The sequence below is a fragment of the Photobacterium sp. DNB23_23_1 genome (assembly GCF_052873815.1).
Genome location: NZ_JBNNXT010000040.1, coordinates 32,891 through 44,432, shown reverse-complemented (window position 1 = coordinate 44,432; position 11,542 = coordinate 32,891). Strand labels below are relative to the sequence as shown.

Below are 11,542 nucleotides of genomic sequence, written 5' to 3'. Positions count from 1 at the left end.
AGCTCCATCATGATGTTGATGTCGTCTTCAGTTTCACAGATAGTGCCCACGTGGTGGTGGAAAGACAGCTTGATGTCATGCTCGTTTAGTAGGTACTCAGAAACTGTTGTTAGCTTCTCACAGTAGGTTTTCCACTCATCCATTGTCAGGATAACGCGCTGAGACAATGGTGTGTTGATGTCGCCGTGAACTGTATTGCTCACTTCACCAAATACCATCGCTTTACAGCCAGCGGCTTTCAGCAGTTTGATGTGCTCCTGCATTGCTGCGATTTCTTCGTCAGCGGTTAGCGTCATCAGGTTGCCGCTGTACCAGCCAGAAGCGAGAACCAGACCGTGTTGCTCTAGAAGTGGAATAAGTACTTCTGGCTCACGAGGATATTTAGTACCTAGTTCAGTACCAGTAAAGCCCGCTTCTGCCATCTCACTCAAACATGTTTCCAATGGGATTTCACCACCCAATTCTGGCATATCATCGTTAGTCCAAGTCAGTGGGCTGATTCCGTATTGCACATTGCTCATGTTTGTTCTCCAAAAATATAACTTAAATAAAAATTTAACGTGATGAGGTGATTAGCTTGTTCTTTGGATTATGCCTTTTTCGCATCTAGGTAAAGAATGTCGCTCTGTTCACCGTTCGCTTAACTTGGGAATTACTATAACCAAAAAAAACAAAATGAAAAATATTTTCCGAACATCTAAAAGCATTTCATTTTTTTGAAAAAAATAGAAAGAACCCAGTAACCACGCGGTCCAAGGCGATTTCTTGAGCAAGATCACAAACCGATAAAACCCAATAAAAACAACCATTTAAATTAAAAATTAATTTTGAAAAATATTTTTCTTAATTTGATCAAGATATCATTTACGAATAAAAATCAACTTTAGGTATAGCCGAGAGCAAATGTTGTCCATATGATTAAAACATCACCTTATGAAAAAATATTTTCAGAGCAACATATAACTACTACAGATAAAAGGGTGAAATAAAACAGCCGATACCTATGCCCTACAGTAAAGGCGTATCGGACCGCTACCCAGCTCATGCTTATTCGATGGTTGAGTGAGAGAAGGGAAAAAAATCAAGGAGCAACGCATGTCACCCACAACCGCGGCCGAGGCCCGAAAACATAATTTTGCTTACATTATTCGAATTTGTTGTATTGCAGCCCTAGGGGGAATCTTATTAGGTTATGACACTGCTGTTATTTCCGGCGCCATCGGCCCCATACGCGAACACTTTGGACTAACCTCTGCACAAACCGGCTGGGCAGTATCAAGTGTGGTTCTAGGTAGTATCATTGGTGCGGTAAGTGCCGGCTGGGCAGCCCTCAAATATGGCCGTCGTAAAACCCTCTTCATCGGCGCTATCCTCTTCATGATCTCCGCCATCGGCTCGGCACTTGCCACTACCTTCACGTTCTATGTTCTACTTCGCATTGTTGGTGGTGTCGCTGTTGGTTTGGCCTGTGTGGTTTCACCTATGTACATGTCTGAAGTGGCGCCGAAAGACTTCCGCGGCCGTGCCGTCAGTATGTTCCAACAATCTGCTGTTATCGGTCAGACTGGGGTGTTCTACGTTAACTACCTGATTGCAAAAGGTATGAGTGAAACGTGGTTGGTTGATATGGGCTGGCGCTGGATGCTGGGCTCAGAAGTGCTTCCAGCCGCACTGTTTGCTGGCCTGTTGTTCCTTATTCCTGAATCACCACGCTGGCTGGTACTAAAAGGTAAAGTTGACGAAGCCAAAGACACCCTGTCGCGTATTTCTAATCCTAAGCATGCTGATCAGCTAATTGGTGAAATCCAAGCCTCACTGGCTGACTCCAATGCGCCGGGCAAGAAAAAAGTCAGCCTGCGTTCCCCACTACTGTTCTCTATCTTGGTGATCGGTACCTTCGTTGCTGCTGCCCAGCAGCTAACCGGTATCAACGTGATTATGTATTACACGCCGGAAATCCTAAGACCGATTACCGGTAGTACTGAGAACGCCCTATTCCAGACGACTTTTGTCGGTATTGTCTTCATCCTGGGTAACGCACTGGGTATGTATCTCATCGATAAAGTAGGTCGTTTACCACTGATGAAATACGGTACATTCGGTTGTGCGGTGGGTATGACGGTTGTCGGTTACGTACTTTACACTGGCACTGAAGGCTACGCAGCATTGTTCGCACTGTGTCTATACGTTGTTTCTTATGCGACATCGTGGGGTTGTGCTTGCTGGACCATGATCTCGGAAATCTTCCCGAACAGCATTCGCTCTCGTGCAATGTCTATAGCAGTGGGTGCACAGTGGTTCACCGGTTTCATCGTCACCCAGTCGTTCCCAATGCTGAATGACAATGCCTTCCTAAGAGAGCATTTCAACGGTGCATTCAGCTTCTGGTTGTTCGCTATCCTGTCACTGATTTGTATGTTTGTTGTGGTCAGGTTCGTTCCAGAAACCAAAGGTGTCAGCCTGGAGAAAATGGAAGAAGTGATGGCCAAAAAACTTGGCAAGAAAGTACCAGCACCAGCTGCTACTGAAGCGCAAGCAAACGCAAACGCAAACGCTTAATAATCCATTTTCTCTACCAAATCCAACTGCTCCACATTTAGACCAACAAACAGGCTTACCTCGGTAAGCCTGTTTTTTTATGTCTACGCCGACAAATACAGATCCAAGCAAAGCTTCTGCATTATACCAATCTGGATAAGTAATTGATCTATGTATTACGTAGGAAAAATGGTTGGTATTAGCTTTGCAGCATTCGTTGAATATCCGGTACTTTGTGCTGACACGCTTTCACCAACTCCGATAGCTGAGGTGCGACCCCTTGCCTTTTGTAATACATATATAATGGCAACACTAAGTTCACCTCAGTGATCGGGATACAAACACAATTGTCCTGAGCGATGAACTTGATACACCTTGGCGCAATGGAAATACCCAACCCAGAAGACACCGAGGTTACCAAGTGACGCATGTTATCAGGGTGACTGGCAACCTTTGGCGAAAAGCCACTTTCCTGGCAAAGCAGGAGAATGTGCTCGTACATTTCAATCCACTCGTGGGGCTGAAACAGGATAAACCGCTCATTTCGCAGTTCGCTCAAAGACAACTCATGACGCTCAGCAAACGGATGGTTCAACGGAAGGATTGCCATCAGTCGGTCTGAGTAAATCGTCTCAACCATAAACTGCTTGCCGTCTAATTTCGGCTGCCGCCGGGAAAAAGCAATATCAATCTTGTTCTCGGTTAACGCCTGGTATTGCTCATCGGCGGCCATTTCGAACAGGTTGGTCTGGGTGTTGGGATTCGCCGCTGTAAACCGGCTCAATAACGTCGGTAAGAAGAACGAACAAGCAGTCGCCAGATACCCAATATTGATCTGGCACTCACCTTGCTCGGTCGTTTGCCCCAACATTGTTTTAACCCGCTGATCGTTAGCAATGATATTCAACGCTTCTGGCAGCAACATTTCTCCCGCCAACGTGAGCTCTACCTGATGGGTAGTGCGTTGGAACAGCTTTACACCCAGTTCATTTTCCAATTCAGAAACATGGCGCGAGACCGTCGGCTGCACCGTGTGTAATTCCCTCGCAGCAGCTGAAAAGTTCTTTAATTTCGCTACGGTTATGAAGGTTCTGAGTGTTTTTATGTCCATCCAACTGCCCATTCGTCATTTGTATTATTGTTATACATTAATATCATTTCCACCGATTGATAAGGATCTCTATAGTGAAACGTGTATCAAGTCTCATGCTTTTTTTTCTGCATGGTTACTTGCGCCAAAACAACAAAAGGGATGAGACACCTCAACTTTGTCTTATTACACCTTCTCCCTATCACAATAGGAACCTACAAAATGGATATAGATATTCTTGTCGTACTCGTGTACTTCATCTTTCTAATGAGCCTTGGCTGGGTGTTCCGCTCGGCGGCATCCAATACCAGTGAATACTTCCGTGGGGGAGGCCGCATGCTATGGTGGATGGTTGGCTCCAGTGCGTTCATGATGGCACTGAGTGCGATGACCTTCACCGGGTTGATGGGAAAAGCGCTAACTAGCGGCATGTCCGTGGGTGTGGTATTTATTGCTAACGCCCTTGGCTACTTCTGCAACTACCTCTTCTTTGCTGCTAAAGCGCGTCAAATGCGTGTGATCAGCCCACTTCAGGGCGTAAGGCTACGTTTGGGTAAAGTGAACGAGCAGGTCTTCACTTGGGCTAACGTACCACTCAGCGTGCTTCAAGCCGCTATCTGGCTGAACGGTTTGGCGGTATTTACCAGTGCAGTCGTCGGTGTCCCTCTTGAGCAAACCATTATCGGTGCCGGTCTGGTCGTACTGTTCATGTCATTGGTTGGCGGTAGCTGGGCAGTTATCGCCTCAGATTTCATGCAGATGATCATTATCACCGTAATGACATTTGTCGCAGCCATGGTGGCGATTTGGAAATCTGGCGGTGTGGGTAACCTAATGGAAGTGGGTCTGCCTGCCCAACAACTAATTGGTGACGGCTACAGCTACACCCACCTGTTTGTCGGCTGGTTTATCTGTATCTTTATCAAGCAGTTCTTTAGCACCAACAACATGGTCGACTCTTACCGCTTTATCGCCTCAAAAGATACTAAAAACGCCCGTAAGGCAGCCCTTTTAGCCTGTTTCCTAATGATCCTGGGTCCAATGATTTGGTTCCTGCCTGCATGGTTTGTTGCCGGTAACTACCCAGATGTCACGACTTGGGGCTTGGAAGGCCTTGGTGACAAAGTAGCCGATGCAACATACTACATCTTTGTTAGCCGTGAAATGCCTGTCGGTATGGTTGGCTTGATGCTAGCAGCCATGTTTGCCGCAACCATGTCATCAATGGATTCAGCACTGAACCGTAACGCCGGTATCATCCTGAAAAGTGTCTATGAACCATACTTCTGTAAAGATTACTCTGAAAAACACCTGATGCTTGCCAGTAAGATCCTAACTGCGGTATTTGGTGTGGTGATCATCATCACTGGTCTGTTCCTGACATCTCTAAAAGAATTCGGCCTGTTTGACCTAATGATGCTGGTCGGTACGCTAGTTGGCTTCCCAGTGCTTATTCCTTCCATCATGTGTTTCTTCATCCGTAAAACACCTGACTGGGCTGGCTGGGGCACAATTTTGGTTGGTATGGGTGTTTCTGCCATCATTGCCTTTGTTATCACGCCACAGACTATCGAAGCTGTACTGGGTCTAGATGCACCAATCAGCGCCCGTGAATTTGCAGAAATGAAGTCGGTCACTCTGGGTGTTATCGGTCACATGTCGATCACGTTGCCATTCTTTGTACTGTCTCGCTTCTTCTACAAAGAGCCATCTCCAGAGCGTGCGGCTGAAATCAACAAGTTCTTCAACAATGTCGATACCGAAGTCGTGGTTGAAGACACCGAAGCTAGCATCCGTATGGATAACAAACAGCATGACATGCTAGGTAAGATGCTGCTCACTGCATCGCTATTCTTGGCGTCATTGGCCCTCGTTCCTAACCCGCTATGGGGTCGTGCACTGTTTATCGTGGTTGCATCGATTGTCGGCTTTATCGGTTTCTTACTTCTTCGCTCTAAGCGCAAGTTGACTGAAGCAGTCGATGCCGAGTTGGCCATTAGCTAAGCAATATTGATTTTTATTTTGAACGACTTGGGATAGGAGCAGCCTTGCTCCTATCTCTTTTAGGGAGACGAACATGTCAGTACAGCAACGATTCGGTGGCGAGCTAACTGAAGAAGAATTCAAAAAATTCACGCTCTACACCAGCCAAAGCAATAACTTTGAAGATGATAATGCCCGTGCCCAAATCCTCGGGTTCCTAAACGAAGGGGTCCGTATTGCCCCTGGCGCCATTGTCCGTATTGGCGACAATCAAATCGCCAAGCATTCTTATATTGGTCTCTATAGCTACATCAACGGCGATGTTTCGATCGGTGAGAATGTGTTGATTGGCCCGCATGTCTCGATCGTCGCCTCAAACCACCTGTTCGACCCGGCCTCCGGCCACTTCAGTGCCCGAACCTGCCTAGAGAAGGGCAAAGTGGTCATCGAAGACGGTGTTTGGCTGACTTCCGGTGTGGTGATCACTCCCGGTGTCACCATTGGCAAAGCGGCCTTAGTGTGTGCCAATGCTGTGGTGACCCGCAACGTCGCTCCACATGCCATAGTTGCAGGCTCTCCGGCCACGCAAATCGGGGAAATAAACCCGGAAAACGGAGAATACATCTGGTTTAACAAGGAAGTGTAATATGTTGTCTCTACGCCGAACCCATGATTTTCAAAAGTTTGTCACCCCAGAACAAAACAAGCCGGCACGGATCAATCCACCGAGCTTTAACTGGCCGCAGTCAGACTATACCGCCGTGTATAGCATCGAGCTAGAACATGTTGAAAAGCCACTTCAATGGCGCTGGGAAAACATCAGTTCACCATTCCGCCTGCCTTTCATGCTTTCTTGTGGCCAATACCGCTGGCGGGTGCAAGATATCAATAACGAAATGTCACAGTGGATGACATTTGCCATTGATGAACAAACTGAAAAGTATCAGCCGCCAAGTGCCAACGAGCTGTTTGAACTGTGCGCCGAGCATGATCAATTCTTGATGTATTTTGATAGTGATATCACCGACGTTCGAGATGCTTCTTCGCAAGCTTACGACAAATTCAAGAACACGGTTGCACTGGTCAATCTCGATGCTATTACCTACCCGACCCACTACCGCCGTGGAGAAGAAGAAGGTAAACGTACCGCCATTGCCAATGTGCGCAACTGGATTGATCGCGACTTGATGGCGCTTACCCTGCTCTACAAAATCTGGGGCGAGGAAGAAAGCGGTGAGTTAGCCGTGCAACTTATGCTACGACTAGCCGAATGGAGCCCTGAAGGTCCGGCATCACTGCTTCGTCCGTGCACCTGGGGCGACGAGGTTGGCCTATCGCTAGCTCGAAACCTTTACCTTGCTTATCACTGGTTGGCACCGCTACTGACCGACAGTGAAAAAGATTTCATCAGACCCATGCTGGTGCGTATTGCCTACCAGATGGAACAACGTCTAGAGCAAGATCAGTTCAAACAGTTCCCAGGCCATTCACACACGTCTCGCCTGCCCGCTTATCTGGGTGTAGCGGCATTAGCACTGCACAAAGAATATGATGCGCAGGTTTGCGAGCGCTGGCTCAACTACGCCTTGATGATTTACCAAAGCGTGCTGCCATTTTACGGTGGCGAAGATGGCAGCTGGGCTGAAGGTCCTTTCTATTCATCGTCGTATAGCAAGTGGCATCACCCTTTCTTCCTATCAGTCGAAAGGATAAGCGGATTCTCTTTTTATGAGCATCCTTTTTACAAAAACTACTGTCAATTTGCGATGGACTTTGTCGCGCCCGAACAAGATATCCATCCGTTCGGTGATGGCTTTTGGTGCAAACGTGATGGCCGCGAGTGGCCGGGCTTTTTTGCCCAGAACCCACTGCGGATATACGCCGAGCGCTTCGGTGATGAACATGCCCGTGAGACCTGCAAGCAGCTAGAGTCGAAGATCGATGTGTTCCATCTGCATTTGCTTGATGTTGTTCCGACACATACACAGCTGGCATTTGCCAAAGACGCCGCGCTTTGTGATAAAACGACTTCTGCCAAAGTAGATTGCCAAAAGAAGCCTGTTTATAGTCAATATTACCCTTTTGCCGGCCTTGGCAAAGCACAGACCCAAGAGCTAGCGCTTTACTATCGAGCCAGCCAATTTGGTAACAGCTCACACCGTCATGCCGATCAGGGTAACGTTGCGTTGTTTGATGATGGTGAGAGCATCCTGACCCCAAGTGGCAGCTACGGCTACCGGTTTGGCAGTGGTCACCACAGCCAATGGACCCGTACTACCCAAGCCCATAATTTACCCCTATTTGTTGATAACCAAAAGGGTGGTAAAGAAGTGGGAGGCAAAGGCCAAATCTTGGATAACGAAGCAGCGACGGCCAAGGTACTGCGGCAAGAACAAGGGACAGGCTGGTCACTGGTGCAGTTCGAACTTGGCCATGCCTATGAAGAGACCAACCACTTTACCCGTACTGTAGTCATGCTGACTGGCAAAGGTCTGCTGATTTGTGATCAAATTTCGCTATATAAACCTCAGGCAGTGCAATGGCGACTTCACTCTCCACTCTATGCAGTAACTGCAGGTGGCAACATCAGCCTTGCAGGACAAAGTAAAGACTACCAAGTGAGCTTGCCAAGCCATGATCGCATCAGCCCTGCGCTCTCCTATGGCTACGACGAGGATAAATCACATGATGAACAAGTGATCTCGGATGCCAGCGAGCAAATGTATCATTTACAATGGTCGCTACCTGAGCAACAGGAACACTTAGTGATTTCGTGCTGTGAAAAGCAACCTATCGCCCACCAGCTTGGGGCCGATCAGACACTGACAATTTTTGCCGACCAAGAAACAATCGTAATTGACCTTAACAATGACCTTGTTGAAGTCCAACAAGCCACCCAAAAAGTTGCTGTTGGTTGATTTATAAGAGGGTCGATAACCAGCCCCACCAGGTGTCCATCCGGTGGGGTTGTTGTTATATCACTCATCCAATTTGAACTGGAAACCGAGACCGCTCTGCAAAAAACCATTGCCATTACCCACTACGGATAACTTGGCAACCTACTTGGAGCAAGCGTTGCTGTCACAGCGGAATTTGCGCGCCAATAGCGAAGAAATTAGCTGACGATGTTTGGCAAAAAACAAGTATGCCCTATCGGCAAACGGTTTAATCCACCACCAGCGCAAAAAAGCCACCCGCCATTTTTTGCCAACTAATCGCCACGCATGGTACGTCACATCCAACCCATACACAGCTTTACCTTCTAACTGACCATGCAAGATCTGCATTGCAGCATTTGGGTCAACGGCTGGAAACCGCTCGGAAAAATCTGGCTGCTGGATATCTTCAAGCTGAATTACATCGCGAGAGTCATACTGCTTCAAGGTCGCCATTTCCTTTGCGCAGAGTGGGCATGAGCCGTCAAAAAATATCGTCAGCATATAAACCTCATCCATACGTAAACCACCCTTGTACGTCAAAAGGTGCAGATTAGATTACCGATCACACTGAGCAAACGATCACCAATAAAAATAATGGACCAATCTGGATAAGTCGTTGATCAAGTATTTGCACTGGAAAAATCGTTGTTATCAAGGCAGAGATAGCAGTAACTAGTTGCTCTAATTATAAAATATCTAACGCAGAGAACAGCGATTTTAACCTGCAAGACTGATCAAATGTTTATGTAGGTTGGTATTAAATATACATGCACAAATAAACGAACTCGGATACTCTCTTGCTAGTCAATATTGAGAGATCGCTAGGAGCAAAACACATGGAACCAAAATGGATGAAAGCCATTGTTACCGTTGGACAAGGCGGCTATGAACAGTTGGTTTACAAAGATGTGGCATTGCCCCCCCTTGAGCATGACGAAGTATTGGTGCAAGTCCATGCTGCGGGGATGAACAATACCGAAATCAACACCCGTTTAGGCTGGTATTCATCCTCTGTCACCGACTCAACCAATAACACGTCAGATAGCGCATCACCTAGCCAACAACAAAAAAGTGATGGCGGCTGGAATAAGTCCACCCCTTTCCCACTCATTCAGGGTACAGACTGCTGTGGCACTGTCGTTTCTGATGCTGATAACTCCCATCGTCACTTGGTTGGAAAGCGTGTTCTTTTGCGCCCTTGCCAGAGAGGAGAAGGTTTCGATAATGCCTGGCTGGGTTCGGATTTCAATGGTGCCTTTGCCCAATTTACCAAGGTCAAAGCCAAGCACGCATTTGCCATAGAGTGTGAATGGTCTGATGCCGAGCTTGCCACGATTCCGTGTGCTTATGGTACTGCAGAAAACATGCTTCACCGCGCCAACCTAGTTGAAGGTGAAACAGTCCTGATCGCGGGTGCATCCGGCGGTGTTGGATCGGCAGCCATTCAGCTAGCCAAAAGGCGAGGTGCTAAGATTATTGCCATTGCCAGCCGTGACAAGCATCCGCAACTGGAAAAATTGGCCGTTGATCTACTGCTGGATCGCAGCGATGATCTCATCAGCCTACTGGGCGAAAACAGTGTCGATTTAGTCGTCGATAATGTCGCGGGCAAACAATTCCCAACCATGCTAAAGGTACTCAAACGCGGTGGACGACTGGTTTCTTCCGGCGCCATTGCCGGCCCTGTGGTCGACTTAGACATGCGGGATATGTACCTCAAGGACATCACCCTTATCGGTACGACCGCTTGGGATGCCCCCGTTTTCCCTAACTTAATAGGCTATATCGAAAGGGGCGAAATCCAGCCATTACTAGCCAAGACCTTCCCACTCGAAGAGATTGCCGCCGCACAACAGGCGTTTCTCGAGAAGAAGCATGTGGGTAACTTTGTGTTAATCCCTTCTTCGCAGGGCTAATGACCCAAAGGAAGGCCAGTTGCGTTTGCGCTGGCCTTTTTGGCTACGTCCTTATTTTCTATTCAATTCCCCTAGTAATACCAACCTACATAAGTATAAATCATCGAATCATTGATGGGCAGCAGGATAACTTCATTATTTTGCCATCAGTCAAAATAATGCTCCACGAAAAGGCAAAAAGCCCCACCACGCTCAGTAGAAAATGTCGGTTCTGTGAACTGGAACGAACCATCGCTGATAGATCTATCAAAAAGTGATAACTAGGCCTTACCGAATCTGAGCCTGATATGACATGATGGTTTCAAGTTATATAGCGTAATGAGCTTGAAAGGAGAAACGTATGGGATTTATTATTTTTTCACTCGCCACTCTTATCTCTGGAGCAGCAGGCTTCATCCACTACAGCTTCAGCAACGAACATTAACGATAAAAAAACTTGCTGAAAAACCAGTTAACTTATCCGACAATGACAAGTTAACTGGCATCCTAATCCCAACATTTACCATGTTAGTATTAGGTCGATGGGTGCTCCACCGAGGCTTTCTCTGTAGAGTCTTGCAGTGATGCTTCGTATTTACCCCTAAGAGTGACAGTCATCCAACCATAGCCAAGGCCGATGACGCAATATACCAACTCGGTGATTGCTGCAGTCGCAAAAGTTGCTCCCGGCACATAAGACATGAAGCCAAAGAAGATACCAGCCCCAACAAACAACGCTGGCACAAAATCAAACGGCGGAATGCGCTCCAGACAGATGCAAGGGATCACCACAACGAATACCGCAACAGGGAAAGCAAAGAACCCTAAGCCTCCCCCCAATGCCCCGCCTAGCAGCATAATCGCAACTGACGCGACAATACCGGTCACATAGTTGCAAAAGACCTTTTTCCCACCTTCCAAGGTACAACCCGCCATGAAGTACATGGCCCAGGAGATAAAGGCTATCCAGCCAAACCCTACATTATCGGCCACGGGCATGAGTCCAGCCAATACCTGATCGAGCCCTTGAATAGTAAACGCTAAAGTCGCAACCATAATCGGGATAACAATAAACTTACTCCAGTTCATAGCGTATT

The 11,542-nt window shown here is 47.3% G+C and carries 8 protein-coding genes and 1 pseudogene; 5 read left to right on the top strand and 4 right to left on the bottom strand.

The annotated features are described in order from the left end of the window. Positions 1-521, bottom strand: a pseudogene (locus tag ACVA53_RS20075) (myo-inosose-2 dehydratase); the annotation flags it as partial. 574 nt (positions 522-1,095) lie between these two features. On the opposite strand from ACVA53_RS20075, the gene ACVA53_RS20070 reads away from it, so the two are divergent. Further along, entirely contained in the window at positions 1,096-2,559 is a 1,464-nt protein-coding gene (locus ACVA53_RS20070) for a sugar porter family MFS transporter (RefSeq protein ID WP_446506056.1), read from the top strand. 178 nt (positions 2,560-2,737) lie between these two features. On the opposite strand, the gene ACVA53_RS20065 is transcribed toward ACVA53_RS20070, so the two are convergent. Beyond that, positions 2,738-3,649, bottom strand: coding sequence for a LysR family transcriptional regulator (locus tag ACVA53_RS20065; protein ID WP_255041299.1), 912 nt, complete (start codon positions 3,647-3,649; stop codon positions 2,738-2,740). A gap of 201 nt (positions 3,650-3,850) precedes the next feature. Between ACVA53_RS20065 and ACVA53_RS20060 the strand changes: the two genes are divergently transcribed. The 3 genes from ACVA53_RS20060 to ACVA53_RS20050 all read left to right on the top strand — a co-directional run bounded on the left by ACVA53_RS20060 (position 3,851) and on the right by ACVA53_RS20050 (position 8,529). Then, on the top strand, positions 3,851-5,632 hold the full coding sequence (locus ACVA53_RS20060; RefSeq protein ID WP_255041298.1) for a sodium:solute symporter family transporter: 1,782 nt from the start codon (positions 3,851-3,853) through the stop codon (positions 5,630-5,632). Positions 5,633-5,705: 73 nt separating this feature from the next. After that, a complete protein-coding gene (locus ACVA53_RS20055; RefSeq protein ID WP_255041297.1) occupies positions 5,706-6,257 on the top strand; it encodes an acyltransferase in 552 nt (183 codons plus the stop codon). Position 6,258: 1 nt separating this feature from the next. Further along, on the top strand, positions 6,259-8,529 hold the full coding sequence (locus tag ACVA53_RS20050) for a heparinase II/III domain-containing protein (RefSeq protein WP_446506055.1): 2,271 nt from the start codon (positions 6,259-6,261) through the stop codon (positions 8,527-8,529). Positions 8,530-8,670: 141 nt separating this feature from the next. Here ACVA53_RS20050 and ACVA53_RS20045 read toward each other — a convergent pair whose 3' ends face one another. Beyond that, complete coding sequence (locus tag ACVA53_RS20045; protein WP_446506054.1) at positions 8,671-9,066, bottom strand: thiol-disulfide oxidoreductase DCC family protein; 396 nt, start codon at positions 9,064-9,066, stop codon at positions 8,671-8,673. A 320-nt stretch (positions 9,067-9,386) separates the two neighbouring features. On the opposite strand from ACVA53_RS20045, the gene ACVA53_RS20040 reads away from it, so the two are divergent. Next, positions 9,387-10,466, top strand: a complete 1,080-nt coding sequence (locus ACVA53_RS20040; protein ID WP_446506053.1) for an alcohol dehydrogenase family protein — start codon at positions 9,387-9,389, stop codon at positions 10,464-10,466. Between the two features lie 513 nt (positions 10,467-10,979). Here ACVA53_RS20040 and ACVA53_RS20035 read toward each other — a convergent pair. After that, positions 10,980-11,534 carry a DUF1097 domain-containing protein gene (locus ACVA53_RS20035; RefSeq protein WP_446506052.1) on the bottom strand — a complete coding sequence of 185 codons (555 nt, stop codon included), beginning with the start codon at positions 11,532-11,534 and terminating at the stop codon, positions 10,980-10,982. Positions 11,535-11,542 lie beyond the last annotated feature (8 nt).

Excerpts from the sequence above, each read along its gene's own strand:
- ACVA53_RS20055 (WP_255041297.1), top strand. The coding sequence starts at position 5,706 with ATGTCAGTACAGCAACGATTCGGTGGCGAGCTAACTGAAGAAGAATTC.
- ACVA53_RS20070 (WP_446506056.1), top strand. The coding sequence starts at position 1,096 with ATGTCACCCACAACCGCGGCCGAGGCCCGAAAACATAATTTTGCTTAC.
- ACVA53_RS20040 (WP_446506053.1), top strand. The coding sequence starts at position 9,387 with ATGGAACCAAAATGGATGAAAGCCATTGTTACCGTTGGACAAGGCGGC.
- ACVA53_RS20035 (WP_446506052.1), bottom strand. The coding sequence starts at position 11,534 with ATGAACTGGAGTAAGTTTATTGTTATCCCGATTATGGTTGCGACTTTA.
- ACVA53_RS20060 (WP_255041298.1), top strand. The coding sequence starts at position 3,851 with ATGGATATAGATATTCTTGTCGTACTCGTGTACTTCATCTTTCTAATG.
- ACVA53_RS20045 (WP_446506054.1), bottom strand. The coding sequence starts at position 9,066 with ATGGATGAGGTTTATATGCTGACGATATTTTTTGACGGCTCATGCCCA.
- ACVA53_RS20050 (WP_446506055.1), top strand. The coding sequence starts at position 6,259 with ATGTTGTCTCTACGCCGAACCCATGATTTTCAAAAGTTTGTCACCCCA.
- ACVA53_RS20065 (WP_255041299.1), bottom strand. The coding sequence starts at position 3,649 with ATGGACATAAAAACACTCAGAACCTTCATAACCGTAGCGAAATTAAAG.